Annotated in this window: 30 protein-coding genes and 1 tRNA gene; 11 read left to right on the top strand and 20 right to left on the bottom strand. The window is 39.8% G+C overall.

Annotated elements, in window-relative coordinates; translation table 11 throughout:
* Positions 1–88: 88 nt before the first annotated feature.
* Positions 89–604 carry an N-acetyltransferase family protein gene (locus ACZ5XR_RS01490; protein ID WP_464499950.1) on the bottom strand — a complete coding sequence of 172 codons (516 nt, stop codon included), beginning with the start codon at positions 602–604 and terminating at the stop codon, positions 89–91.
* A gap of 83 nt (positions 605–687) precedes the next feature.
* On the opposite strand from ACZ5XR_RS01490, the gene ACZ5XR_RS01485 reads away from it, so the two are divergent.
* Both ACZ5XR_RS01485 and ACZ5XR_RS01480 read left to right on the top strand, forming a co-directional pair.
* Positions 688–762: transfer RNA gene (locus tag ACZ5XR_RS01485), tRNA-Asn, on the top strand.
* Positions 763–1,379: 617 nt separating this feature from the next.
* On the top strand, positions 1,380–1,763 hold the full coding sequence (locus tag ACZ5XR_RS01480) for a VWA-like domain-containing protein (protein ID WP_464499949.1): 384 nt from the start codon (positions 1,380–1,382) through the stop codon (positions 1,761–1,763).
* Positions 1,764–1,785: 22 nt separating this feature from the next.
* Here ACZ5XR_RS01480 and ACZ5XR_RS01475 read toward each other — a convergent pair whose 3' ends face one another.
* A complete protein-coding gene (locus ACZ5XR_RS01475) occupies positions 1,786–2,115 on the bottom strand; it encodes a hypothetical protein (RefSeq protein WP_464499948.1) in 330 nt (109 codons plus the stop codon).
* 183 nt (positions 2,116–2,298) lie between these two features.
* On the opposite strand from ACZ5XR_RS01475, the gene ACZ5XR_RS01470 reads away from it, so the two are divergent.
* Together ACZ5XR_RS01470 and ACZ5XR_RS01465 are read left to right on the top strand one after the other, a co-directional pair.
* A complete protein-coding gene (locus ACZ5XR_RS01470; protein ID WP_464499947.1) occupies positions 2,299–2,442 on the top strand; it encodes a hypothetical protein in 144 nt (47 codons plus the stop codon).
* A 123-nt stretch (positions 2,443–2,565) separates the two neighbouring features.
* Complete coding sequence (locus ACZ5XR_RS01465; RefSeq protein ID WP_464499946.1) at positions 2,566–3,201, top strand: FMN-dependent NADH-azoreductase; 636 nt, start codon at positions 2,566–2,568, stop codon at positions 3,199–3,201.
* Positions 3,202–3,313: 112 nt separating this feature from the next.
* Here the strand turns inward: ACZ5XR_RS01465 and ACZ5XR_RS01460 are convergent, their stop codons facing one another.
* From ACZ5XR_RS01460 to ACZ5XR_RS01445, 4 genes are all read right to left on the bottom strand, one after another.
* Positions 3,314–3,814 carry a GNAT family N-acetyltransferase gene (locus tag ACZ5XR_RS01460; protein ID WP_464499945.1) on the bottom strand — a complete coding sequence of 167 codons (501 nt, stop codon included), beginning with the start codon at positions 3,812–3,814 and terminating at the stop codon, positions 3,314–3,316.
* A gap of 14 nt (positions 3,815–3,828) precedes the next feature.
* Positions 3,829–4,830 (bottom strand): glutathione S-transferase family protein, encoded by a 1,002-nt coding sequence (locus tag ACZ5XR_RS01455; RefSeq protein WP_464499944.1) that lies wholly within the window; start codon positions 4,828–4,830, stop codon positions 3,829–3,831.
* A gap of 92 nt (positions 4,831–4,922) precedes the next feature.
* A complete protein-coding gene (locus ACZ5XR_RS01450) occupies positions 4,923–5,105 on the bottom strand; it encodes a hypothetical protein (RefSeq protein ID WP_464499943.1) in 183 nt (60 codons plus the stop codon).
* A 224-nt stretch (positions 5,106–5,329) separates the two neighbouring features.
* A complete protein-coding gene (locus ACZ5XR_RS01445) occupies positions 5,330–5,617 on the bottom strand; it encodes a hypothetical protein (protein ID WP_464499942.1) in 288 nt (95 codons plus the stop codon).
* Between the two features lie 46 nt (positions 5,618–5,663).
* Between ACZ5XR_RS01445 and ACZ5XR_RS01440 the strand changes: the two genes are divergently transcribed.
* Complete coding sequence (locus tag ACZ5XR_RS01440) at positions 5,664–6,941, top strand: MFS transporter (protein ID WP_464499941.1); 1,278 nt, start codon at positions 5,664–5,666, stop codon at positions 6,939–6,941.
* A 194-nt stretch (positions 6,942–7,135) separates the two neighbouring features.
* Here ACZ5XR_RS01440 and ACZ5XR_RS01435 read toward each other — a convergent pair whose 3' ends face one another.
* Together ACZ5XR_RS01435 and ACZ5XR_RS01430 are read right to left on the bottom strand one after the other, a co-directional pair.
* A complete protein-coding gene (locus ACZ5XR_RS01435; RefSeq protein ID WP_464499939.1) occupies positions 7,136–7,660 on the bottom strand; it encodes a DinB family protein in 525 nt (174 codons plus the stop codon).
* 28 nt (positions 7,661–7,688) lie between these two features.
* The gene (locus ACZ5XR_RS01430; protein ID WP_464499938.1) at positions 7,689–8,144 is read right to left on the bottom strand and encodes a GNAT family N-acetyltransferase; all 456 of its coding nucleotides are present in this window, start codon (positions 8,142–8,144) and stop codon (positions 7,689–7,691) included.
* A 92-nt stretch (positions 8,145–8,236) separates the two neighbouring features.
* Here ACZ5XR_RS01430 and ACZ5XR_RS01425 point away from each other — a divergent pair, with 92 nt between their 5' ends.
* Entirely contained in the window at positions 8,237–8,461 is a 225-nt protein-coding gene (locus ACZ5XR_RS01425; RefSeq protein WP_464499937.1) for a hypothetical protein, read from the top strand.
* Between the two features lie 119 nt (positions 8,462–8,580).
* On the opposite strand, the gene ACZ5XR_RS01420 is transcribed toward ACZ5XR_RS01425, so the two are convergent.
* Complete coding sequence (locus ACZ5XR_RS01420; protein ID WP_464499936.1) at positions 8,581–8,961, bottom strand: YidH family protein; 381 nt, start codon at positions 8,959–8,961, stop codon at positions 8,581–8,583.
* Between the two features lie 3 nt (positions 8,962–8,964).
* The gene (lgt, locus tag ACZ5XR_RS01415) at positions 8,965–9,783 is read right to left on the bottom strand and encodes a prolipoprotein diacylglyceryl transferase (protein ID WP_464499935.1); all 819 of its coding nucleotides are present in this window, start codon (positions 9,781–9,783) and stop codon (positions 8,965–8,967) included.
* A 276-nt stretch (positions 9,784–10,059) separates the two neighbouring features.
* On the opposite strand from lgt, the gene ACZ5XR_RS01410 reads away from it, so the two are divergent.
* Complete coding sequence (locus tag ACZ5XR_RS01410; protein ID WP_464499934.1) at positions 10,060–10,197, top strand: YjcZ family sporulation protein; 138 nt, start codon at positions 10,060–10,062, stop codon at positions 10,195–10,197.
* Positions 10,198–10,308: 111 nt separating this feature from the next.
* On the opposite strand, the gene ltrA is transcribed toward ACZ5XR_RS01410, so the two are convergent.
* The 3 genes from ltrA to ACZ5XR_RS01395 form a co-directional block, all read right to left on the bottom strand.
* Positions 10,309–11,634, bottom strand: a complete 1,326-nt coding sequence (gene ltrA / locus ACZ5XR_RS01405) for a group II intron reverse transcriptase/maturase (protein ID WP_464497298.1) — start codon at positions 11,632–11,634, stop codon at positions 10,309–10,311.
* A 690-nt stretch (positions 11,635–12,324) separates the two neighbouring features.
* A complete protein-coding gene (locus ACZ5XR_RS01400; protein ID WP_464499933.1) occupies positions 12,325–13,566 on the bottom strand; it encodes an MFS transporter in 1,242 nt (413 codons plus the stop codon).
* A 257-nt stretch (positions 13,567–13,823) separates the two neighbouring features.
* Positions 13,824–14,264, bottom strand: coding sequence for a ferritin-like domain-containing protein (locus tag ACZ5XR_RS01395; RefSeq protein ID WP_464499932.1), 441 nt, complete (start codon positions 14,262–14,264; stop codon positions 13,824–13,826).
* A 139-nt stretch (positions 14,265–14,403) separates the two neighbouring features.
* Between ACZ5XR_RS01395 and ACZ5XR_RS01390 the strand changes: the two genes are divergently transcribed.
* Entirely contained in the window at positions 14,404–15,222 is an 819-nt protein-coding gene (locus ACZ5XR_RS01390) for a GDSL-type esterase/lipase family protein (protein WP_464499931.1), read from the top strand.
* Between the two features lie 73 nt (positions 15,223–15,295).
* Here the strand turns inward: ACZ5XR_RS01390 and ACZ5XR_RS01385 are convergent, their stop codons facing one another.
* The 5 genes from ACZ5XR_RS01385 to ACZ5XR_RS01365 all read right to left on the bottom strand — a co-directional run bounded on the left by ACZ5XR_RS01385 (position 15,296) and on the right by ACZ5XR_RS01365 (position 18,226).
* The gene (locus tag ACZ5XR_RS01385; protein WP_464499930.1) at positions 15,296–15,751 is read right to left on the bottom strand and encodes a DUF2269 family protein; all 456 of its coding nucleotides are present in this window, start codon (positions 15,749–15,751) and stop codon (positions 15,296–15,298) included.
* Positions 15,752–15,914: 163 nt separating this feature from the next.
* On the bottom strand, positions 15,915–16,421 hold the full coding sequence (locus ACZ5XR_RS01380) for an N-acetyltransferase family protein (RefSeq protein WP_464499929.1): 507 nt from the start codon (positions 16,419–16,421) through the stop codon (positions 15,915–15,917).
* A 35-nt stretch (positions 16,422–16,456) separates the two neighbouring features.
* Positions 16,457–16,999: an HD domain-containing protein gene (locus tag ACZ5XR_RS01375; protein ID WP_464499928.1), complete on the bottom strand. Its 543-nt coding sequence runs from the start codon at positions 16,997–16,999 to the stop codon at positions 16,457–16,459.
* 57 nt (positions 17,000–17,056) lie between these two features.
* Positions 17,057–17,767: an MOSC domain-containing protein gene (locus ACZ5XR_RS01370; protein ID WP_464499927.1), complete on the bottom strand. Its 711-nt coding sequence runs from the start codon at positions 17,765–17,767 to the stop codon at positions 17,057–17,059.
* Between the two features lie 189 nt (positions 17,768–17,956).
* On the bottom strand, positions 17,957–18,226 hold the full coding sequence (locus ACZ5XR_RS01365; protein WP_464499926.1) for a hypothetical protein: 270 nt from the start codon (positions 18,224–18,226) through the stop codon (positions 17,957–17,959).
* Positions 18,227–18,398: 172 nt separating this feature from the next.
* On the opposite strand from ACZ5XR_RS01365, the gene ACZ5XR_RS01360 reads away from it, so the two are divergent.
* Positions 18,399–20,072 carry a ribonuclease J gene (locus ACZ5XR_RS01360; protein ID WP_464499925.1) on the top strand — a complete coding sequence of 558 codons (1,674 nt, stop codon included), beginning with the start codon at positions 18,399–18,401 and terminating at the stop codon, positions 20,070–20,072.
* Between the two features lie 132 nt (positions 20,073–20,204).
* Here the strand turns inward: ACZ5XR_RS01360 and ACZ5XR_RS01355 are convergent, their stop codons facing one another.
* A complete protein-coding gene (locus ACZ5XR_RS01355) occupies positions 20,205–21,626 on the bottom strand; it encodes a tetratricopeptide repeat protein (RefSeq protein ID WP_464499924.1) in 1,422 nt (473 codons plus the stop codon).
* 165 nt (positions 21,627–21,791) lie between these two features.
* Between ACZ5XR_RS01355 and ACZ5XR_RS01350 the strand changes: the two genes are divergently transcribed.
* Both ACZ5XR_RS01350 and ACZ5XR_RS01345 read left to right on the top strand, forming a co-directional pair.
* On the top strand, positions 21,792–22,226 hold the full coding sequence (locus ACZ5XR_RS01350) for an SRPBCC family protein (protein WP_464499923.1): 435 nt from the start codon (positions 21,792–21,794) through the stop codon (positions 22,224–22,226).
* A gap of 123 nt (positions 22,227–22,349) precedes the next feature.
* Positions 22,350–23,129 carry a DeoR/GlpR family DNA-binding transcription regulator gene (locus ACZ5XR_RS01345; RefSeq protein ID WP_464499922.1) on the top strand — a complete coding sequence of 260 codons (780 nt, stop codon included), beginning with the start codon at positions 22,350–22,352 and terminating at the stop codon, positions 23,127–23,129.
* Positions 23,130–23,341: 212 nt separating this feature from the next.
* Here ACZ5XR_RS01345 and ACZ5XR_RS01340 read toward each other — a convergent pair whose 3' ends face one another.
* Positions 23,342–23,668, bottom strand: coding sequence for an antibiotic biosynthesis monooxygenase family protein (locus ACZ5XR_RS01340; protein WP_464499921.1), 327 nt, complete (start codon positions 23,666–23,668; stop codon positions 23,342–23,344).
* Positions 23,669–23,683: the final 15 nt, after the last annotated feature.

The raw sequence follows: 23,683 nt of genomic DNA, 5'->3' as shown, positions 1-23,683 counted from the left end.
TTATACTAGATAGTTTGTTAGAGGGGGAATCATTTAAAAGGGTCGGGGGTCAGTCCCCCGCCGCTTTAACGCATCAAACTGCCTATTTTTAAAATCCTTTAAGATTCCTAATATCATCCCACCCATAAATAAGTTCAGTAAGTTTTGTTCCGGCAAAGTCTACTTCAATTGAACTGATCTTTTTCCCTCCCATTAACTCATAAAAATGACAGGCACTATTATCCTCCAGCACCAAAACCATCATGGTTGTCATATTTTCCAGCATCAGTTCTTTCATAACGGACTGAACTAACAGCCTTCCCAGCCCTTTTCCCTGAAACTCTTTTAAAATATAAATAGCGTATAGTTCACCTGAGAAATGAGGATATTTCCCCGTTCTTTCTTTTCCTCCAGATGAAAACCCAACGATTTCCCCTTCCTCATTTACTGCTACAAATACACCGCCATTTGGAATGCCTTCTTTCCATAACCGCTCTCGTTTTTCGTAGGACAATTGCTTTATATATTCATCCGGAATGATATTTTCATAGGTTGTTTTCCAACTATCCACATGTACCTTGGCAATTCCTTTTGCATCGGCTAACACAGCTTTTCTAATATTCATTCTTCCACCCCGTTATTTTTTATGAATGTTCTTGTTTATCCAATAAGAATATGATAGAATAATTTTAAGAAATATTAAATTATTCCGCAGTAGCTCAGTGGTAGAGCTATCGGCTGTTAACCGATCGGTCGTAGGTTCGAGTCCTACCTGCGGAGCCATTATTATTATAGAATTGAACACTATTTGATAGGGTTCTTTTTTTATGCCCTTTTCTTTTAAAGTACACCAATAATCACAGAAAATTTTTCTGATTCCTTCCCTTCGTTTTACTTCACCTACTTCGAATCTTTATTGTTTTTCTGATGATGTAAATTTCTAAATCCCTTTATTGAAATAGTACAAGCAATGGCAAAGAAGAAAATGCCGCCTATCCACAATTGTAATGTTTCTGGTATATGTATTGGTATTGAGATGGATAGCTGAAGCTTACTTTTAATAAAATCCCCCAAAATATTCAAAAGATAAATGAATATCCAAAAAACGATTACTTCTTTTTTAAAAGAGGGTAAATAGAATTCCTTTTTCACCCAACCAATAAAGGCTAAACCAAGAGACAATCCAATTAGAGTACTCTAATCCATTTCCTCACTTCATTTTTAAAGATTCCTTTTATATATTCAATATCCAATTGTCAAAATCATCCTAAAAATGGAAATTTTAGTTTCCACTTGAAGGATTATCCAACATATTTTAAGACAGAAAACACACACTAAAAACTGTTGCAAGTCTACATAGGGAGTTGGTTTAGTTGAAATGGCACATGAGGGTTTTATCCATGATTCAACAAAGACAGGAGAAAAAAATCGCCCTGGCAGTTGATACCTCTACTACAGAAGCACCTTCCGAACTTATTAACAACATCGTGAAATTATTTGAAACAGTTAAACCCGATACCATTCTCGTTCAAGCAGACTTCAAAATTCGCAGCATTACCCCAGTAAAGGCAGATACAATCAAATATCAGACACACGGGAAAGCCTCTTATACAGATGTATTGGAATGGGCCAAAGAGGAAGAAATTGAAACATTGTTCTACATTACTGATGTAACCGGCTTTATTTATGAAGAAATCAAACAGGTCGATTTTGAGCTGTACTGGCTTGTTCCAAATGGTTACTTACCGAAGGTCCCGTTTGGGAAAGCGATAAAGGTTGCATAAAAAAAGAACCCAAAATAATTTGTTATTTTGGGTTCTTTTTAAGAATAAAGCAAGAGCCATCATCGGCAAAATATAAGTATTCTCCAAATTTGATATTAAAATTAACATTTTCCTTATCATAAATAAGTTTGGCAACCTTTACAAATTGGCCGACTAATTCAACAGAAGGGTTGAAAATGATATCCTGGCTATTCTTTGTTGTAACAAATCCTTTAGGATTACCTTTTCTTTCGGGCTTTAATTCTGCAGTCCATGTTCCATTAAGAAGAAGACTGCTCGCGGTAAATTTCGATTTCCTATTTTGGACCGACCATATCTTCCGGCAATTACATCGATGTATTTTGTACTTCATTAATAATACCTTCTTTCAATGAAGTTAAAGTATCATTGAAAATGTATTCTCCGGGCCGTTGAATTATTTTTAAATTTTTTTCAGAATTTATTAAATTCTCATAAAACTTATACCATTTTCACTAAATAAATAGTAAAATATGGAGTATACTATACATAAATTAAGTCTTTGGAGGTGATTAGAATGGAACAAAAACCACTTCATTTTGATGGCAGCGTGCAAAATACAGATTCTTCCAACATTGATTCGACTGTAAATGAACCATATAAATTAACGGAAGAAATGAGAGCCAATATCAGCGCTAATCCATATGGTTCCAATGAATAAACCAGTAAACAGGCTGACCTCCCGAGTCAGTCTTTTTTATTTTCTTTGAAAAATTCTTCGTATGGTTTCTTCTTTTTTGCAAAAACTAACGTATCAAATTTGCAAGAAAGAAAGGGAAAGAATATGGCAAAAGTTCTATATATCACAGCACATCCTCATGATGACACACAATCCTATAGTATGGCAGTAGGGAAAGCATTTATTGATACCTATAAAGAGATTAATCCAAATGACGAAATTGTTCATATTGATCTTTATAAAGAAAACATTCCGGAGCTAGATGTGGATGTATTTAGCGGATGGGGTAAACTACGGTCTGGAGGCAGTATGGAAGATCTATCCTCTGAAGAAAAAGCAAAGGTCAGCCGGCTCTCTGAGTTATCTGAACAGTTTGTTTCTGGTGATAAATATATTTTTGTCACCCCATTATGGAATTTTTCCTTCCCTCCAGTAATGAAAGCCTATATTGATTCGGTTTCCGTTGCTGGTAAAACATTTAAATATACAGAAAAAGGACCGGTAGGGCTTTTAACTGACAAAAAAGCCTTACATATTCAAGCACGTGGGGGAATTTATTCAGAAGGCCCTGCAGCTCAAATGGAAATGGGTCACCGCTTTCTAGATATTATTATGCAATTCTATGGCGTCCCTTCGTTTGAAGGGTTATTTGTAGAAGGTCAAAATGCAATGCCGGATAAAGCGCAGCAAATCAAAGAAAATGCCATTGCACGCGCCAAGGATTTAGCCCATACCTTCTAATCAATATAAAAGAGGCTTTCCCAAAAGGGTCTGACCCCTACTCAATATAGTGCTATATATTGACGTTGTGGGGTCTGACCTTTTGTTTTGGGACAGCCACTTGTTATTTACATTAAAAAGACAGCCGATACGCTTTCACAATGATCCCATCATCTGCAGGGACAAAATCAAATTCAGGCAGGTGTTCAAAGCCAAGGCGCTCATACAATCTCATTGCATCTGCCATAAATTCGCCCGTATGCAGCCCGATGGAATGGAAGCCCTTTTTCTTTGCGCGCTCGATGCATTCAGAAATCAAAGCACTGGCTACTCCTTTGCCCCGAGCTTCAGGGCTAACGGCAAGCATGCGGATTTCAGGATATTCCAACTCCTTTACAAATCCTTCATAAGCATCCGTTTTTGCCGGAAATAAAACGACACTTCCTACAATTACACCATCTATTTCAGCAACAATCCGGTCAACCCCCGGCTGCAGATCAGCCTCGGAGGAAATGGCCTTTTTTAATGCATGCCAATGTTTTCTTGGAATCCGTTCCGCGTGTTCTTGATACGCGTAAACTCTTTGTTCCCGAATGAATGGCAGCTCCTCCAATAATACTTCACGTACGATCATCGCGTAGTCTCTCCTTAGTGAATGATAAACTTTTCTTCTTTATTACTTATTCGAAGGCGATTATGCTCAGAATGAAGACCAGACAAATCCGGCCCCTTCGGCAAAATACGATTATGTCCTTTTTGGTCATCACTGGCAATATGATTGGATAAATGATAATGCCGTTTGATGGCATCAAAATCGGTTGTATCACCAAATCCTGGCGTCTGATAAAGATCGCGCAAATAACCCCATAAATTCAGAAAATCTACAATCCGATTTCGATTGCATTTAAAAGCTGAATAATACGCTGCATCGAAGCGAACCAATGTAGCATAAAGACGAACATCCGAGTCTGTAATATAATCCCCAAACAAGAACCGCCGGGCAGATAATCGCTCGTCCAAGTCATCCAATCTTGCAAATAACGTGTCATATGCCTGTTCATAGGCCTCCTGTGTTTGAGCAAAACCGCATTTATACACGCCATTATTTATATCATGGAAAATACGATCATTTAATGCATCAATCTCGGACCGTAAATGTTGAGGATACAAATCCGGGGCATTTTCTTTATGAAACGGTGCCCAGGTGGTTTCGAGATAGTTTGTGAGTTTAAAATAATCATTGTTGACTACTTTTTGAGCCCTCACATCTACCATTACCGGAACAGTAGGCCTGCCCGTATATTCCGGGTCTGTTTTTTTATAAATTTCACTCAAATAGCGAATTCCCAAAACCGGATCTACCCCATGTTCATCTAATGAAAATTCCCAATCGACATGCGGAAGCTTTGGACGCATGGGGCTTGCAGTCCCTAAACTGATGACCTCTTCTAATCCAAGTACTCTTCTTACAATCACGGCACGATGAGCCCAAGGACAAACGGCGGACCATAAGAGCCGGTACCTTCCTGCCTCTACTTGAAGTTCAACCGTCTTACCGCCAAATGGCGTAGTAAATTGATTCTTTTGACGATTAAAGGATCCATCTGCTTTTATTTCGGCATTGATTCCTGTATTTGCATTCTTTGCCATGGTAAATACCCTCGCATTATATTTTGGATTATTTTAACAGCAAATATCTAAATATACAATAAAAAAAGGCTGTTCCGCCAGCCCTTTTTTGATCAACTACTCTTTTTTAACATCGTGAAATACTGACGGTAAAGCCATTCCTCAAATGGAACCTTTTGCAGATTTGGAAAGATTATTTGTGCTGCTTCACTAGTGTAAAAGTTAGCCATTTTTTCGATATAATCATCATCTAGTATTGGAAAAAGCATTCGATTATCACGTACCAACTCTAACAAAATATCATTCCCCCTACTTTCTCTTCCATTTGACAAAAGTCATAAATTCACTGATAATGCGCTTACATTTTTTTGCGATTTAGTAGATATGTATTATTGTAGCAAAATATGAAAGAGTAAAGAAACAAAATATTCCGATTATTTTTTGTTAAAATCGACACTATTCGTATTGAAACTCAGATAATAGAAGATAAATGGGGGAAAAAAAAGATCATTCCACCTGTTTATGTCGAATTATCATGAAAAATATTAATATATATTTGGTCTTTTATATGGAAGGAACTATTCGCCAGTGGAAGAGGGCTATCCGCCAGTTGGAGAACGCTATCCGACAGTTGAGCCACCCTATCCGACAATTGGAGAATGCCATCCGACAGTTGAGCCACCTTATCCGCCAGTTGGAGAACGCCATCCGACAGTTGAGCCACCTCTTCCGCCAGTTGCTGTTCTCTATGCCACGAATTAGGACTTCCTCTCAATCTTAAATGATAAAAAATATACGAACAATTCATTTAATTCGTTTATAATAGGAACATATGTCAAGGGGGAGGAAGCAAGATGGGCAGACAGAGTTTTCCATTTAGACGATTCCATTATAGCTGGACTGTTGTGGGCATTGCCTTTTTAACATTATTGGTTTCGGCAGGAGTTCGCTCAACGCCTGGCGTGCTGATTCTTCCGTTAGAAAGTGCGTTTGGCTGGAACCGGATGGGTACCACGTTTCCACTAGCGATTAATTTAGCCTTATACGGTCTCTGTGGGCCATTTGCAGCCGCCATAATGGAGAAATACGGGATCAAACGAGTAATGATTGTTGCTTTATCAATGTTAGTCATCGGAACGGGGCTATCCTGTTGGATGAAAAACACGTGGGAATTTACCCTGTTATGGGGTCTAGTCATCGGGATGGGGACGGGGTTTACGTCCTCGGTGCTTGGAGCCGCAATCGTCAACCGCTGGTTCGTTAAGCGAAAAGGGCTCGTGATGGGAATCCTTACCGCGAGCGGCGCAACCGGGCAGCTTGTTTTTTTACCGCTATTAGCAAAATTAGCGACGGAAAATAGCTGGCAAGTGACTGTCTTGGTCACTTCGCTCGCATCTCTTTTGGTAAATTTACTAGTTTTGGTGTTTATGAGAGAGAGACCTAGTGATGTTGGGGTTCTGCCTTACGGAACGACGGAGCCGCCGAAACCTTTGCAAACTATGAATGGAAATCCGTTTAGCACCGCATTAACAGGATTGCGGGTAGGGATGCGGGTGAAGGAATTTTGGCTGCTGGCCGGGAGTTTCTTTGTTTGCGGTTTATCAACAAACGGTTTAATTGGCACCCATTTGATCCCGGCATGTGGAGAGCACGGAATACCGGAAGTAACCGCCGCTAGTTTGCTGGCGTTTATGGGAATCTTTGATATTGTTGGCACAACACTTTCCGGATGGCTTTCGGATCGCTGGGACAGCCGCTGGCTGTTATTTTGGTATTATGGATTACGAGGACTGTCGCTCATTTTTTTACCGGCTGCGCTAAATTCCGGAACGATTTGGGGTCTTACGATTTTCGCCATTTTTTATGGATTGGACTGGGTTGCGACCGTACCTCCAACCGTTCGCCTATGCAATAAGATATTCGGTGAAAATAGTGGAGTCGTGTTTGGCTGGGTCTGGGCAGCACATCAATTAGGTGCATCTGTTGCTGCGTTTGGAGGTGGAGCCTTACATACTATTACTGGCTCTTATACGTTTATTTTTATTTTTGCAGGCGTTCTTTGCGCGGTGGCTTCGGGATTTGTCATTCAAATTCGTCAGAACCAAAAGTTTGCGATTCAGGAAACCGTTTAATAGAAAAGTTTTAAATATGTGTAATGATTTGTTCATAGTTTGTTCATTTCATCGGGGTATCATAGTTATATGAAATTGAATTGCTCTTTTTCATACCTAACCCCCTTTTATATATTTTGTTTTGATCCGGCTGCTGGCTGGATCTTTTTTTTCTTCATTAAAAAAGCCACCAAAACTGGCAGCAACAGTCAATACTACTTTTTCAAAATACCCAAATACTCAATCCAAGGTCCAACGTCTGCTCTATATCTATCAGCCATTACCCGAACAATTTGGGCAATATGTGTTAAATCATGAACAACCCACGTAGAAATCAATTCTCTTGCCTTCACGGTTCCAAATGCAGGGTGTGTACCTGTCAATTCAAGATGCCATTCAGGTTCAATAAGATCCTTAAGTCTGTTTATATTTTGTGCGCGAAGAGTTTTAAATTCAAGCAGCTTTTGTTCAATTGACCTTACAGGCTTTTCATGTAAGTGCGCATCACGATCAAATGGAGGAAATGGTTTCTTTTCGCCATCCTGAAGGATCATTTCCAGCCTTGGGATCCAATTATTTTTTTCTCCATCAATGAGGTGCCCCATCACTTCAGATGCATTCCAGGTTCCTTCCCCTTCGTTACACTGTAACCATCCTTCCGATAAACCGGATAAAAAATGCTCTAAGGTTTGTGGTGTTCGCTCGAGAATCTCAATTGCTTCCTTCAGATTAAAATTCATGCCACTACCCCTTTCTTTGCTCGATGAATCATAATTCCAATGACATAAATACGCTGTTTGGGTCCTCAATATAATCGGAAAAGGGCTTGCAGTATTGAAAACCAAAACTTGCATAAAGCCTTTTAGCGGGTGCAAAAGCATCCATTGATCCAGTCTCCAAACTCAGTCTTCGGTAGCCACGACGCTTTGCCTCTTCAATTATATGTTGAAGAAGCTGCTTGGCAACACCTTTTCTTAAATGGGACGATGAAGTTCTCATTGATTTTATTTCACCATGCTCGCCGTCAAGTTCTTTCAGTGCCCCGCAGCCAAGTAATTCGCCTTGTTCCCACGCACTCCAGAAAGTAATTTCCGGTTTTTTCAAGCCTTCAAGGTTTAAGGCGTGGATACTTTCCGGCGGAGAATTCTCTGCCATCCCTTGAAGATGCTCGCCCACTAATTTCGCCACTTCAGGTCCTGTTAAATCATCTAATTTGATATCCAAAATCGGTCCACTCCTCAGTTTCTAAAAATCTTACAAACTTCATATATTTTATATGAGCATTTTTTAGTCCATATGAAAAAGGGGATGCTAACATGTTTGTTGTTTATTTTTTCGAAAACAAAAATCTTTTATTAAATCAACTGCTTAATAATGTTCCATCTGTTGGTGACGATTTAACTATTAAAGGACGAAAAGCAAAAGTATCAAGTGTTAATAGTATTGATGAAAAAAAGGTTCATGTCCAAGTTATTTTAGAAACGGTTAAACAATCTAAGGCCGCCGCTATTGTCGATAATTCCAAAAAGAAAAAGAGATAACTAAAAGAAGGACGCATTCAGAAACGGATGCGATTATTTTTTTTGCCATAAACACAGCCTATTAAAAAAAGCCTGGTGCCATTGAAAAATAAATTTCCTTTGACACCAGGCCCCTCGAATTAAACAATTCTCCACACATATAAGTAATAAACACCAAAAATAATGAAAATCAAAATTGACGCAACAGATAAGAAGATCACCAATCTTCTTGAAAAGGTAAACGTCTGCTGGTTAATATCCTTCCCTTTTTTAAAATAGCTGACCGTTGTAATAATTAAGGCAACAATGCCCACAAAAATAGAGGCCAGTCCAATGATTTGGGCTAAAATATCAGCCATGAAAACCTTAGAAGATAGAGTAGAAAAATGAAGATTGGTAATTAAAAAGCCGACCCCCATTATCGTTATACAGGTTCGAACCCAGGCGAGGTATGTTCTTTCATTCGCTAAATGCTGCTGGATATATTTTGAATCTACTGTTTGTCTTTGTTGTTCATCCATTGTTTATACCTCGGAATTTAAATATCGCTCACTGGATAATCCCTTCGTTCTGCGCACCATTAATAACAGGATACTTACGCAAATGATGACAATCGAAATAAATTGGGCCATTCTCAAATGGCTTGTGAGCATTAAGCTGTCGGTTCTCATGCCTTCAACAAAAAAGCGGCCGACAGAGTACCAAATCAGATAGGTAAAAAACATTTCACCGCGTCTCAAATTTGCTTTTCTTAACGAAAGAAGAAGGATGACGCCAATGAAGCTCCAAACAGATTCATATAAAAATGTCGGATGATAATAAACTCCGTTAATATCCATTTGGTTGATAATAAAGGCTGGGAGGTGCAAGTGCTCCAGAAAAGCTCTCGAAACAGGTCCACCGTGGGCCTCTTGATTCATAAAGTTCCCCCATCTGCCAATGGCCTGTCCAAGCAGAATGCTGGGTGCTGTGATATCAGCCAGCTTCCAAAATGATATTTTTCTTTTTCGTGTAAAAATGATTGCCGTAAGAATAGCACCTATTAATCCGCCATGAATGGCGATCCCCCCATGCCAGATGGCTGGGATTTCCGATAGGTGTTTTTGATAATAGCTCCATTCAAATAAAACATAATAAATTCTTGCAGAAATAATGGCCACCGGTAATGCTATCGTAACAAAATCAACGAGGTGATCGGGAGAAATTCCCATTTTCTTGCATTCCTGCATGGCTATATACAGCCCCAATAATGCCCCAAAACCAATAATAATTCCGTACCAATGGAAAGCTATTGGCCCTAAATGAAAGGCAATAGGATTTAAAGGAATCGGATTCACTTTCACTGTGACAAACCTCCTTGAACATCTTCATACAAAAACCATTATAGCATAATTGGCATTTTATAATTGAAACTAATTCTCGCCTGCATTTTTTATGTATCTCCTATAAATAGGCACATGCCCTTACAATTTTTCGTTAATTTCATATTTTGTTATTACCTATATCATGCAAGGATGAATGCGGACGAAATGGTTCAATTTCATTTATTGCAGGTGCCGTCAATATTGGCGGGAATTTATTTAGCTGGTTCAATCAATTTTTTGAAAGGGGGATTTCCTATGTTTGGGTATGGCGGATTTGGCTATGGCGGTTGTGGTTGTGGATATGGTGGATTTGGATACGGCGGTGGATGTTTTGTTTTAATCGTAGTATTATTTATCCTGTTAATTATCGTTGGAGCTTCTTGCTTCTATTAATAAAAAAACTTCCCTTATGGAAACGTGATCAAAATAGAGTAGGCGCATGAGAAATTTCATGCGCCTCTCACAGATCCGTACGTGCGGGTCATCGCATACGGCTCCTCCACTTTATCCCCTTTGGGGATGTAGTTCGTTGTATATGTCTAAAAGAAAAACAAGTTTAATTTCCCGAAACCTTTCATTCGGAATCGCAAAATGAACGTGCTCAGTCTTAGAATTCCTCCATCTAGTCATTGAAAGATGCGGAAGTTCACCCTTCCAATTCCTTTTCCGAAGCTCCCTGTGGAGCTTTCTTATTTTTCTCCAGCTTCTTAACTGAATCATTCTTAGCCTTCTTCGAATCCATGTATCCAATTTTTGAAATAGTTTTTTTGAAAAGCCAATTCCAAAGTATCTTCCCCATCCTCTAATAATGGGATTTAATCGATGCTTGACGAATTCTTCCAGGTTAACTGTTAGATTTCTTTTCGTTACATCTTTGATACTTTTCTTAAACTTCTTTACTGCTTTGTCTGATGGAGAATGGAAATATCCTCTTTTGAAAACATACCCTAAGAAGATAAACGGTTCTTCGTAGTTGTCTACAATCTTAGTTTTGTCTGGGTGCACTTTCAATCCTAACTTTTCATCTAAGAGCTTCACTACCGTTCTTAGTACTCTTTCTGCTCCCTTTCGGGATTTGCAACAGATGACGAAGTCATCCGCGTACCTTGTAATACGGTGACCTCTTTCCATCATCATTTCATCGAGCGGATGCAAATAGATGTTCGCTAACAATGGACTGATTACGCCACCCTGAGGACTCCCCTTGTCACTCTCATAGAAAATACCATTTTCAAGGATTCCCGATTTTAAGAACTGCAAAATTAGCGCCAATACTCTATTATCCACAACTTCTTCTTTGATTAATTCGATAAGCTTATCATGAGGAATTGAATCAAAATAAGTCTTTATATCGGCATCAATTACAAAGGTGTACCCATCCATCAAATCCTTTCGGATTTTGTCTATCGCCATATGTGCACTACGGTTCGGACGAAATCCAAAACTACAGTCTAAGAATTTCTGTTCAAAGATTGGTTCAAGTATTCTTTTAGTTGCAGCTTGGAGAACTCGGTCTTCTACTGTTGGAATTCCCAGTGGACGTTTTGTACCATCAGCTTTTGGAATAAAAACTCTTCTAACTGGTTTTGCACGATATGTTTTCAAACGCAAAGATTCTTGGAGCACTCTTAAGTTGTGTTCCAATTCAATTTCATAATCTTTAATCGTTACTTTATCCACTCCGTGTGAACCGCGATTTTTCTTCACGTCATAGAAAGCTTGTTCCAGGTTTTGATAGTTCCATAATTTATCCATTAGGCTGTACCACTTGCGTTTCTTTTTAGAATTCTCCACTACACGTAAGCTTCGTTTTCCTATTGATTCATTCATGCATTCGATTCCTTTCCCAATACAATATCAACTGAATAGGTAAACCAATGGCTGATATTTGATATTAGTACTTCGCCCTAAACAACCTACTTTCTTTCGGTCTCGATTCTTCGGCTTTCTGCCTCATCGACTTCTGTTTAGTACATGACGAGTAAATAAGTTCGTATTGCTTTTCTTCGATGGACAGACGGGCTTCGCATCAGTCCACTGCCTTTTGAGTCAGTGCCCGCCTTATCAACTTTGTGATAAGTCACTTGTCTTTGTGGCGTTTCCAACAAGTTTATTCACTACTATCCCCTGCTCTGACTTCTCACCTTCCATAATCCATTTCTTGTCCTTCGCGGCTTTGAAAAAGAGTTACCACCTACGGTGGAGATGATGAGATCTCCTTGGGTCACGTTCATCGCCTTTCACTCGAATCCAGTCCTCATAACTAATAAGATACAGAGTGGTATTGGACATCCCCATTTTATGCAAGGTTATCCCACCTTACCAGCCAACATGGTTACAGCCACCTGTTCCGAGTTTTGCCTTCAAGTCCTCCGCACGAAATCTCACGATACTCGCACTACCTGTCAGCTATACATTTCCGCCACAACGGCATGTTAGGGACTTTCACCCATTAGAGCGATGCGCTGCCAAGCGCACATAAAAGCAATGCGATTGGAATTCGCATTGCTTTTTTACATTCTAAGCCTCTTCACTCTTATTCAATACAGGTGAACTTTTAAACAAAGGAACGAGGAAGAGGACCCCGATCACAAATAGGAATGCCGATGTTTCATACATCGTAAGCAGCGAGAAGGTTTGTTTCAACCAACCGCTTAAAGTCATGGTAATCACCATCGTTCCCATAAACATTGGATTTAATATCCCATTCACACGACCGATAAATTCAGCCTCTGTGTTCTTTAAAATCATCGTGTTAATACCGATGTGAATGCATGGCATGAACAATCCGCTCAGGAATTCTGCGGTCAGTGTCAGCCAAAATAGTTCGGAAAAGCCCATGACGAAAAATCCAATCGCACTGACAGTCATCCCCATTGCAAGCAGAATTTGTGGAGGGGTTTTCTTTGCAATTCCCACCGTGAGGCCGCCACCTAAAATCATACCAATTCCAAAAGCTGCCATTAACCATTGCAGCATTTCTTTCGGCAAGCCAAGCCTTTCCGTAACGAGGAAAACCGTCAGCGGCTGGGTCAATCCCAATCCAAATCCTGCTGCTGCAAAACAGCCGCCAAGCAATGTCAGTGCACGGCTATTCCAGACATAACTGAATCCTGCCTTCATTTCTTGCATGATCGTGGTTTGTACTTTTGTCTCCGCGACTTGATAATCCGGCGGCAGCAGGAAGAGAATTCCTGAAGATAGCAAAAAGGCAATTCCCATAATCGCAATGGCAACACTAATGCCATAATGCTGATAAACAAAGGTTCCGATAATCGGACCGAGAATCATAAACAAGGCAAAGACTGTCTGATAGATGGACATCCCCATCTGAATCAGCTCTTCCTTCACATGCAGCTTAAACAGCTTCATTCCTGAAGGTTGTGAGAACTGTGACAGAATTGAAGAAACTAGTGTCGCAAAGAAAATCACTTTCCAGCCGCCAAAAACAAGCGTCAATAATACAACAAAAATCGAAATGGCACTTAAGAAATCACACCAGATCATTGTCCGTTTCGGTTTCCAGCGGTCGGCGAAGGTTCCGCCGATGAAGGAAAACAGAAAAATCGGCGCAAATTCGGCCACAGAAATGAGCGAAACGGCAACTGGATTTTCATGAGTCTTCTCAATCACAAATAACAAAATGGAGTAATTTCGCACCCAAATCCCGATTTGCAGGAAAAATGTCGAGAGCAGAATCGTGCGAATCACTTGATTTTTTAACAACGCCCCTAAGGTTAAATCCGATTTTGCTTTTTCCATTAAAAAACCTCCTTATCCATCAATCTGGATAGGAGGTTTAAATGGGCAGAGAAAGTCCTGGTATAGTTCGCTACCATTGTCCTCTTTTGAAAAAAGCCCGCACTAATCCTATCCAGAAATATGTTCGTATGATACGAATTTTTTCTAAAATAGGATTAGTAGATCATTGGCTTTCCGTCACCCTTCCGTTTTTTCGTATTTTCATCATACTTGATATGTTTTTGAGAATCAAGGAAAAATTGTTATTTTGTGGCAAATCATTTATGTTTAGTAAAATAGTAAAGGAACCATACCGCATGATTTTGTTCATCTGCTGCCGCTCTTCGAAAGACATCTTTGATACTTTGATCCGTGGCATCATCGGCGATTTCATGATAAAAATCAACCGTTTTTTGCTCATCCTTTATGGCAAATTCCAAGCCGGCAAGATAATGATTTGGACACTCTTCCACTATTTTCGGATGCGGCTTTTTTCCTGTGAGGTTCATATAAACCTGTTGAAAATGTTGAAAATGCTTCAATTCATCCTGACGTATTTCAAGAATTCGCTTCCGTTCCTCTTCATTTTTAGCCATCGAAGCCAATTTAGCATAACAATGAATCGCACTGTACTCACCATTTACCGCCTTTTCCACATCACTGATTAATTTATTAGGCTGCCGGTACATGGCGTCATAATAATTGGTATATGGATACATAGCAAAACCTCCCACATTATTCTACGGAAAAACGGGATAATCGGTGCCATTAAATCCAACCAGCGAGGAATGGCAAGCACTCCCTACATATTTTTACCCTATTCATTGATATAATAAGATAATCAAGGAGTGTAGGAATATGAAAATTTTTAAATATCTTTTCGTTCTCATCTTAATCATTGGCCTTGGTATTACCGCATGGGTTTATTACCCTCAATACCAAATTTATAATATGAAAAAACAGGCATTAGAAGTTAGCAAAGACAATGCAAACTTGTCGTATCTTCATTATTTTCAAAGTGCCAAAAAGGGTCAAATTTATCACCTTGCTCTCGGTGATTCGGTGATAAGAGGAGTCGGGGCAAGAAGGAATGAAAATCTCGTCTCTCAATTTTCAAACAGATTAGAAAAACAAATCCATAAAAAAATTCAATTTCAAAACGAAGGAATCAATGGGATCACAAGCGGGGAATTAAATAAACTGGTCCAAACCGGCCGATTTGACAGTGAGATTCGGAAAGCAGACATTGTTACGATTAATGTTGGAGGTAATGATATTCTCAGGTTGGCAAAAAAACAAAACCTCCAAAGCGTGTTCCAAACCTTTAATCATTTACAATCCAGCTTTTCGAACAATTTGTCTGATATCGCGTCCAGGATTAAAAAATTAAATCCGAACACGACCATCGTATTTCTGGAATTGTATAATCCACTGCCACCTTCTAATCAAATGTATAAGCTGGCCGATCAATTGCTGCCAAAGTGGAATCTAAAAATATATGAGGTTGCAAACCTTTATGCTTCATCCCTCGTTGTAGAAACGACAAAGGTCATCAACGGGGAAAAACAACAAAATCTATCTTCAGATGGCGTCCATCCCAATTCAGCTGGATACACAGCCCTTTCAGAACAAATGCTATATCAATTTAAGCATGAACATCGAAAACATTCAGCATAAAACGAAGAAGCCGACCTTCTTCGTTTTATTTTTTTGAATTTAATCAAACGTTTGATTAGTATACGCTATTTCATTAAAAGGGTTTTAAAATCATGAGGGTGATTATGATTAAAAAAATGAAATTTTCCAGGTGTTCAAATCGAATCAAAATTTTCGATAAGCGCCAATACTCTGCAGGGATTTCTTCACCTTTATAAGAGTCTAATAGTGCTTTTACCGGTTTCGATCTAGGCGATAAGACAACCGGACCGATTGCAAGGGCAAGCAAAAAGAGAACAAGACTTGTCACATACCACCCCATATGAAAGAGGCTTGGATTCATCATTCCCATTGTCAGCCCGGAAAGTAGTAAAAGAATGCCGCCAATCATGACAAAGATATGCAGTTTATGTCTAATTCTATAAGAATGTCTTAACTCGGTCATGTTATTCCCGTTTTTGATAACCGTGGTTAAAATAAAACCGGGACCCATACCTAAAATGGCTGAAAAAATATGTATGAAAACAATGACTTTGTAAAAAGTAATCATTTTATGCTGACCTCCATTCTGCCATCTATTTTATCATGAATCTATCAATTTTTATGTGATCTAAATGGCAGTTTAACGTCAAGTTTTCAATATTTATTCTGTCAATAACTCGTTTATCTTACAAATCATTTAATTGCCAGTACCTGTTTCCTTTTAAGGGTTTTTATTTTAAATGGAGAACCATATGTTCATCATCATAGGAGATTCCATTAATTTTTAGAGCATTTTCCTCATACCCGTATGTTTTAAATCCTAATTTGATATAGAGTTTCCTTGCCTTTTCATTACTTGCAGTGACGGATAAATTTACTTTTTCAATCGACTCAATCATTTTAGCTTTTTCGATCGCCTCTGTAAGCAACGCTTTCCCAACACCTATTCCTTGTTTTTTGGGCGTTACATACATTGCAAAAATATTGGCCCGATGCTTAAGCTTAATGGACTTCTCTTGAAGCAGCGTCACTACCCCAATCAGTTCCTCCTTTTCAAAGGCTCCAAATGTATAGCTGTCTTCTGCATCAAGGTTTCGGGCCGTCTGGTCAATTGGATTTTCTCTTTTGACCGCTTCTTCATAGCTTGTTAAAAAAGCCTCCGGATTTTGCTTTAATGCTTCTAACCTTAATCTCCAATAATCTTCTGCATCCAATGAATTTAGTATCCTAATCTCCATTATTTGATCCTCTTTTCGCTTCGATTTGGATAGCTTCATCCTTGATAGAAAAGCCGCTCTACCTCTCTTTTCATCTCCTCAAGTAATGGAAAAGCCGATTGGCAGCCCAAACTTTCCATGATATTTCGATAATACCATTCTTGTTGTTCCCTTCCGCGATTAAACCTCTCCCAAACCGCTTCACCGATTTTGTCATAGTCATTCCAAATAGATCTTAAATTGTGGAGCTTATCGGCACAGGCAACAGCACGGATATCAGCAGATGCAGTTTTTAGAAATTCAATCGTATGAGCTTTCCTCTCCTCCCAGGAAAGGGATTTGTCAGGTTCGGAGCATCCTTCAACTATTTCAGCAATTTTTGTTCCGAATTCATGTTTAATATCTTCCAGCGTAAAATCCGTATCTTCCACGGTATCATGGAGAATCCCTGCAGCAATGACTTCCTCCGAGTACCCTGCTTTCTGTAACATCATTCCAACTGCAACAGGGTGAGTAATATAGGGGATATCCGTATGTTTTCTTACCTGGCCAAGGTGTGCTTTACTCGCTTCTTGAAGTGCTTTTTCAACAAGATTCATATTGGTTCCCCCTGTTTTTTATCTTTCAGCAGCTTTCTTATCAATAATATTCCCCACTTACTCATTCGGACCAAAAACTCTGCTTCGGATATCTATTGTTCGTTCTTCTTTTTCAATCCGCTTTTCCAACGTAGCTCTCAGGCCTGGTGCAAGGAGTTCACATTGGGCAAGAGCATGCAGGTCCGTGAAATTTTGCTGCTTGGCATGGATGATTTGATTACACTTTGCAATCGTCCATTGAGGATAAGGTCGATCGATTAAAGTAAAGTTTTGCCCTTCCTCGACGTACCCCTCTTTTAAAATACGATAATACCAGCCGGTTCTGCCTGTATTTTGTATTAACAGGGCTAAGGTTTTAACTTGAAAACGGCGTGCCGGCTTCCAGCACGGTTGTCTTGGCTGTGATACTTGGACGATGGCTTCGCCTATTTGAAAGGTATCGCCAATCGAAATCGTTTCTTCATTACCATTTTCAATGACAAAATTCTCTCCCATTCCTCCGGATGTGATTTGAGGTTTTCCCAATTCTTTTTGCCAATAGGTATAGTTCTCAAAAGCATAAGCAAAAACAGCCTTTTCCGGCCCTCCGTGATGCTCCAGATCAAATTGACCGTCTCCAGTTAATTTCGTTTTGCCGACCCAGACTGGTCCAAGTACAGGTTCTTTGAAAATAGCACTGGTCCATTCACGTTCCATCGGGCTTGCTGCGCCTTTTGTTCCAACCGTTTTCGGCAGACCGACAAAAACCTTTTTCAGCAGGATGTCCATTTCAATTCCTCCCCAGAAGTATTAATTTTCCAAATATTAATTCTATTATAGCAACTAGTGTTAAATCTTGACTATCAAAGTATCAACTTCAACTGGAAAACACATTTATAAAATATACAATTTCAAATTTCTCTACCGTCTTGCTATTTTTTTCTTTTTCGGGCAATGGGACGCGCTTGGTTTGACTGTTTAAGCTTCTTCTTCCTCTTCACGGGCATTGCATCGGCTTTGCTTTGACCGTCGAAGCTCTTTTTTCTCCTCCACGGGCAATGCAACGACTCTCCTTTGACCTTCGAAGCTACTTTTTCTCTTCCAAGGGCAATGCAACGGCTCTCCTTTGACTTTCGAAGCTAATTTTTCCTCTTCACGGGCAATGCAGCGGCTCTCCTTTGACCGTCGAAGCTCTTTTTTCTCCTCCACGGGTAATGCAACGGCTTTGCTTTGACCGCTGAAGCTCATTTTTCTCCTTCACGGGCAATGCAGCGGCTCTCCGTTGACCGTCGAAGCTACTTTTTCCTCTCCACGGGCAATGCAACGTTCTATTACTACCATCTAACCATTCTTCCCATTAAATAAAGAATTCCCAAACGGTCATACTAAAATTATCTATCTGGATTTGGGAGGAATAAGTTTGAGCACCCATGAAAATTTATTATCCATTTTCGCATTAGGCGGCATTAATGAAATCGGAAAAAACATGTATGTGATCCAATATGGAGATGATCTTGTAATCATTGACTGCGGCGGAAAGTTTCCCGATGAGAGTTTGTTAGGGATTGATTTAATCATCCCTGATATTACTTTCCTAGAAGAGAATCAAGATAAAATCCGCGCTTTAATTGTGACACATGGACATGAGGACCACATCGGCGGGATTCCATATATCCTGCGAAAAATAAATATGCCCATCTATGCCACACGTTTTACCCTTGGGTTGATTGAACTGAAGCTAGAGGAGCATCGGCTCAGCCGGGATACAAAATTAGTGCAAATCGATTCAGATTCCATTCTCGAGCTGGGAAAAATAAAAGCATCCTTTTTCAAAACGAGCCACAGTATCCCCGATTGTCTGGGGATTGTTTTTGAAACACCGGAAGGGAATATTGTTCATACCGGTGATTTCAAATTTGATTTAACCCCTGCCAATAACGAATATTCGGAAATTCATAAAATGGCCGGGATCGGCAGTCAAGGTGTTTTGGTTTTAATTTCTGAAAGCACCAATGCTGAGCGCAAAGGACTATCGCCATCTGAGAGCATGGTTGGCGAACATATGGATGAGGCATTCATAAAGGCACACGGAAAAGTCATTGTTTCTACCTTTGCATCGAATGTGAATCGGATTCAGCAAGTCGTGAATGCGGCACTGTTGACCAATCGCAAGCTTGCCTTGCTTGGCCGGAGCATGGTCAATGTCGTAGATGTTGCGATTGAACGGGGCTATTTAAATGTTCCGGAGGGGATGCTGATCGAGGCCCGCGATGTTGACCAGCTGGCACCGGAAAAAGTGGCGATTCTTTGTACCGGAAGTCAAGGGGAGCCAATGGCTGCCCTTGCCCGCCTCGCAAGTGGAACCTATCGGGATGTTGCCATTTACCCAGGTGACACCGTTATTTTAGCGGCATCCCCTATCCCCGGGAATGAAGTGGACGTTTCACGAATCATCGACAATCTCTTTCGACTCGGCGCCAAAGTTATTTATGGTTCTGGCAGTTCCACCGGCATGCATGTTTCCGGACATGGCTACCAGGAAGATTTAAAGCTGATGCTGACTTTAATGAAACCGACCTATTTTATTCCAATTCACGGAGAATTTCGAATGCTGCACCATCACCAGCAACTGGCCGAAGCTGTTGGGGTGGAGAAAGGAAATACCTTTATTATTAAAAATGGTGATGTTGTCGATATTGAAAACCAGGTCGCCCGCCAGACCCGCAGGATCCCTGCAGGTGATACATATGTTGACGGGATGGGCGTCGGTGATATTGGAGAGATTGTGTTACGCGACCGGAAACAGCTGGCGGAAGATGGTATGCTTGTCATTGTCCTCACGATTTCTAAAATGGAACGAAAAATCATTCAGGGACCCGATACCATTAGCCGTGGATTTGTGTTTGTTAAAGAATCGGAAGACCTGATGAGAGAGGTTAACCGTCTTGTCAAAAAAACAGTGAATGATATGGATGAAGAAAATATCCGCCAATGGAATATCGTTAAACAAAGTATAAAAAAGACAGTAGGGCAATATTTATTTGCGCAAACAAAAAGAAAACCCATGATACTGCCGATTATTATTGAGATATAAATGTCTGCATGGGGGCGGGTTTACTCTCGGATAAGTTCGATTTATTCTCGGTTAAGTTCGATTTACTCTCGGATAAACCTAATATACTCTCATTAGATGCGATTTTCACGCTGAAAAGCCGGGTTATCTCAATCACCCGGCTTCTTGATTACTCTTTAATTGGGCATAAACCTTTTGATAATCTGAGGCTTCCTTCACCATTCCTTTCAGCTGATACATTTTACTGATTTTCCTTACGGGCTCAGGATTTTGTGGCTGCAGCTCCATTTCCCAGCAGAAGCAATCGATAGCAGAATCGAATTGTTTAAACTCTGCATAGTAATCCCCCAATTTCATCATTTGATCAGGGTCCTCCACGAGTTCGGTCATTTCATTAATTTTTCGAATCACCACTAGGTCAGGAAATATATCCTGAATGGGTAGGAGCTTTTCGTGAACAGTTTTCAGATCATACTCTTGCAGCAGATTAGCGGCAAGCTGGAAAACGTTTTTTTCAATCTGTTCTGTTTTTTCATTACGCGGCAGATGCTGTAACAAAGTAATGAAATCCTCAAGGTGCGAGTAAACAAACTTGGCATCGGAATTTTCCCAAATGGCCTTTTGAATTTCCCCAAAGGATTTTGGTAAATCTTCGATAAATTCGAATATATATAAAGCCGCTTTCTCATAATTTCCTGTCTGGATCATTTTTTCCATAATGAATTTGGTATTGGGTAACGCCCGGAACGGATTGATATTTGCTTCACCTAAAATGAGAACCCATTCCTCCATCGAAACAAACCGTAAAGCGAGCTCTGTATATTTTTCTATTGAATCGGTTGTTTGAAGCCTACGAACCTTTTCCAACCATAGCAACAGCTGCTCAACATAGCACTCTTGCTGGCTTAAGATCCCTGTTAATAAAAGAAGTTTCTCTGGATTTAATCGATTTTTGAAGCAATGTAATTCTACAAATAGCGGATCCTTTTTTAGGATGGAAGGTAAACTGGCGGAGTGGTAAAAATCGTGGTAGGAAAAGTATTCATGGGAATCCATGCGTTCCTTAACTGATTTTAATGCAGGCGCAAAATCACTTAACATTTGAATGATCTGAAAGGATTTCATAAATTTCCCACTTCTTCTATAGTGAAAGTAGACCTTATCAATCATTTGAATGAGCTGTTCTTTTTCAAAAAAGGAGTCCAGGGTTGTGGCAATATGAACAACTTCCTGTAGAGAAAAATGAGTTTGCAGTTGTGAAAAGAGTTTATTTTTATTCGGAACAGAAAGTGATAATTCGGGGATGAATGAGGTTAATAGCGGGTGCGGGGAGTCAATCACGATTCCTTCAACAAAAGCTTTATCGATAAAAGTGCATTTTTCTACATGACCAAGCATATCACCATAAATAAGGGAATTTTTATAGAAAATGAGATAAAAGCTTTCATTTTCTGGCGTCAACACTTCGATTACCTTGCTGCTGGCGTAGAGTGCGGCTCGACGTATGGTACCATTGATTATTTTCTTTTTATCCTTAATAGAAATTTCTGTTGGCATGACAAGTTCTTTAAACATTTTACCATTGCCCCCAATCATTTTTTCGTTTGCTCTGTGTGTTCATTATATCATAATTCTGAAAAAACAGTGCCTGTAGTCTTGGAACCTATTATACTAATATTAGGTATAAACGCTTCCAAATCGGATCATGATAGAAAAAATTGAAGAAGGATGGATTCGTGTATGAACAATCTGACAAAATTTGAAATTTTAAAACCCGCTCATGAAGTATTTGAAGCCTTCGTAGATCCTGCAAAAATCGGTAATTTTTGGTTCTCCTCCAGTTCTGAGAGATGGGAACAAGGGAAGACAGTGACATTGAGATATGAAGAATACAACGCTCAAGTGGAAATTCAAGTGATGGAAGTCGAGTTAAATAAAAAAATCGTTTTCAAATGGGGTCCGGCTGACAGTGCACATACTGTTACAATAACGCTGAATGAAATAGACCATTCTATGACCATCATTGAAATAAATGAAGAAGGCTTTAACGAAAATGATGAACAGCTGCTGCCTATGATGCTCGACAATAAAGAAGGCTGGGTTTATATGCTCAGCTGTTTAAAGGCATATTTAGAATTTGGAGTTAATCAATTGCGTGCCGGAATCGTGAAATAATGACAAAAACACCGTTCAGAGAAATCTGAACGGTATTTTTTACTTAAAAATACTTAAATTAAATTGAAATGACTTAAAAATATTGTATAATTACTTAAAAAGACTTAAAGGTAGTGTCATTCGATGTACCAAGATGAGCGGTTATTATCCATAATAGAATTCCTTAAAAAGAATAACAGGATTTCGGTTGAACAAATTTGTTCTCTCTTTGATGTCTCTAGAGATACAGCTAGAAGGGATCTTGTCAGGCTAGAAGAAGAAAAAGCGATTGTCCGGACACGTGGCGGTGCGCTCCTTCCATCTATCCATGATGAAGTGAAAACCTATACAAACCGCCTTAAAACGGTATCAGAAGAGAAAAGGCGAATTGGCAAATTGGCGGCTTCTTTAATTTATCCTGGCGACAGAGTGATCTTGGATGCGTCCACAACGGTTCAATCCTGTGCAGAACAAATTGACAACATCGAGTGCACCATTATCACCAATTCAATCAATCAGGCAGAAGTATTATCCGACAAACCCAAAATAAATATTCAGCTATTAGGCGGCACACTGCAAAAAGAGCATCGATTTTTATATGGTTCATCAGTAGTAGAAAAGCTGTCAGAATACCATGTCGACAAGGTTTGTATCGGGGTGGTCGGCATTTCAGAAATGGGATTAACGATCGCCCATGAGGAAGATGGTGTCGTAAAAAGGAAAATGATTCAGCAGGCGAAACAGGTTATCGTGTTAGCCGACCATACCAAAATTGGTATTACTGATTTTTTTCGGTATGCAGATTTGCAGGATATTGATCTCCTGATTACGGATCAAACGCCCTCGAAAGAATTTAGGGAGTTACTAAGTAAGAACAACGTGGAACTACTGACAGCGGACCTTGAAGATGAAGGGGAGGATTAACGTGGTAAAACTCATTGCCGTCGATTTAGATGGCGTTGCACATTTTATTTATTCCTTGCTTCCTTCAGCCGTTTCATAATAACTACGATACTTAAACTCTCATTGGCGTAACGCATTTGCGGCGTGACAATGAGAGTTTGAGATAAATGGGGTCAGTCCCCCGTCGCTTTAATGCATTACCATGTCGGGGGACTGACCCCACAATGTCTGTTTTACATTTCAAAAAAGTTATGCCTTTCTACTCTGCAAACTCTAAGGGAAAAGTTTTGATACCATTCTGCTTTCCCTTTTTCCTGTGCAACTTTATGGGCTGAATTTTCTTTCCAAGCTTTTATCGATTCTAAAGAATCCCAATAGGAGACGGTAATTCCAAGACCTTCATCGCGGGCACTTTCGACCCCTAGGAATCCCTTCTGCTGTGAAGCTAACTCCACCATTTTTTCAGCCATTTTCCCGTAGCCTCTATCCCCCTCGGTTCTTTGTGATGCAAAGATTACCGCGTAATAGGGTGGTTCAGGCGTTTTGGCAATTCCACTCATCGTTCCTTCCCCCTC

It is taken from the genome of Neobacillus sp. Fa239, from assembly GCF_055395235.1.
This window is presented reverse-complemented; position numbering and strand designations above follow the sequence as displayed.

Coding starts and splice junctions, on each gene's coding strand:
- ACZ5XR_RS01390 (WP_464499931.1), top strand. CDS start 14,404: ATGAAAATTTTTAAATATCTTTTCGTTCTCATCTTAATCATTGGCCTT.
- ACZ5XR_RS01465 (WP_464499946.1), top strand. CDS start 2,566: ATGGCAAAAGTTCTATATATCACAGCACATCCTCATGATGACACACAA.
- ACZ5XR_RS01475 (WP_464499948.1), bottom strand. CDS start 2,115: ATGAAGTACAAAATACATCGATGTAATTGCCGGAAGATATGGTCGGTC.
- ACZ5XR_RS01435 (WP_464499939.1), bottom strand. CDS start 7,660: ATGAATTTTAATCTGAAGGAAGCAATTGAGATTCTCGAGCGAACACCA.
- ACZ5XR_RS01480 (WP_464499949.1), top strand. CDS start 1,380: ATGATTCAACAAAGACAGGAGAAAAAAATCGCCCTGGCAGTTGATACC.
- ACZ5XR_RS01445 (WP_464499942.1), bottom strand. CDS start 5,617: ATGAATTGTTCGTATATTTTTTATCATTTAAGATTGAGAGGAAGTCCT.
- ACZ5XR_RS01365 (WP_464499926.1), bottom strand. CDS start 18,226: ATGAGCTTCAGCGGTCAAAGCAAAGCCGTTGCATTACCCGTGGAGGAG.
- ACZ5XR_RS01490 (WP_464499950.1), bottom strand. CDS start 604: ATGAATATTAGAAAAGCTGTGTTAGCCGATGCAAAAGGAATTGCCAAG.
- ACZ5XR_RS01350 (WP_464499923.1), top strand. CDS start 21,792: ATGAACAATCTGACAAAATTTGAAATTTTAAAACCCGCTCATGAAGTA.
- ACZ5XR_RS01345 (WP_464499922.1), top strand. CDS start 22,350: ATGTACCAAGATGAGCGGTTATTATCCATAATAGAATTCCTTAAAAAG.
- ACZ5XR_RS01375 (WP_464499928.1), bottom strand. CDS start 16,999: ATGAATCTTGTTGAAAAAGCACTTCAAGAAGCGAGTAAAGCACACCTT.
- ACZ5XR_RS01425 (WP_464499937.1), top strand. CDS start 8,237: ATGTTTGTTGTTTATTTTTTCGAAAACAAAAATCTTTTATTAAATCAA.
- ACZ5XR_RS01340 (WP_464499921.1), bottom strand. CDS start 23,668: ATGAGTGGAATTGCCAAAACGCCTGAACCACCCTATTACGCGGTAATC.
- ACZ5XR_RS01460 (WP_464499945.1), bottom strand. CDS start 3,814: ATGATCGTACGTGAAGTATTATTGGAGGAGCTGCCATTCATTCGGGAA.
- ACZ5XR_RS01470 (WP_464499947.1), top strand. CDS start 2,299: ATGGAACAAAAACCACTTCATTTTGATGGCAGCGTGCAAAATACAGAT.
- ltrA (WP_464497298.1), bottom strand. CDS start 11,634: ATGAATGAATCAATAGGAAAACGAAGCTTACGTGTAGTGGAGAATTCT.
- ACZ5XR_RS01370 (WP_464499927.1), bottom strand. CDS start 17,767: ATGGACATCCTGCTGAAAAAGGTTTTTGTCGGTCTGCCGAAAACGGTT.
- ACZ5XR_RS01440 (WP_464499941.1), top strand. CDS start 5,664: ATGGGCAGACAGAGTTTTCCATTTAGACGATTCCATTATAGCTGGACT.
- ACZ5XR_RS01395 (WP_464499932.1), bottom strand. CDS start 14,264: ATGTATCCATATACCAATTATTATGACGCCATGTACCGGCAGCCTAAT.
- ACZ5XR_RS01420 (WP_464499936.1), bottom strand. CDS start 8,961: ATGGATGAACAACAAAGACAAACAGTAGATTCAAAATATATCCAGCAG.
- ACZ5XR_RS01385 (WP_464499930.1), bottom strand. CDS start 15,751: ATGATTACTTTTTACAAAGTCATTGTTTTCATACATATTTTTTCAGCC.
- ACZ5XR_RS01455 (WP_464499944.1), bottom strand. CDS start 4,830: ATGGCAAAGAATGCAAATACAGGAATCAATGCCGAAATAAAAGCAGAT.
- ACZ5XR_RS01400 (WP_464499933.1), bottom strand. CDS start 13,566: ATGGAAAAAGCAAAATCGGATTTAACCTTAGGGGCGTTGTTAAAAAAT.
- ACZ5XR_RS01380 (WP_464499929.1), bottom strand. CDS start 16,421: ATGGAGATTAGGATACTAAATTCATTGGATGCAGAAGATTATTGGAGA.
- ACZ5XR_RS01355 (WP_464499924.1), bottom strand. CDS start 21,626: ATGTTTAAAGAACTTGTCATGCCAACAGAAATTTCTATTAAGGATAAA.
- ACZ5XR_RS01410 (WP_464499934.1), top strand. CDS start 10,060: ATGTTTGGGTATGGCGGATTTGGCTATGGCGGTTGTGGTTGTGGATAT.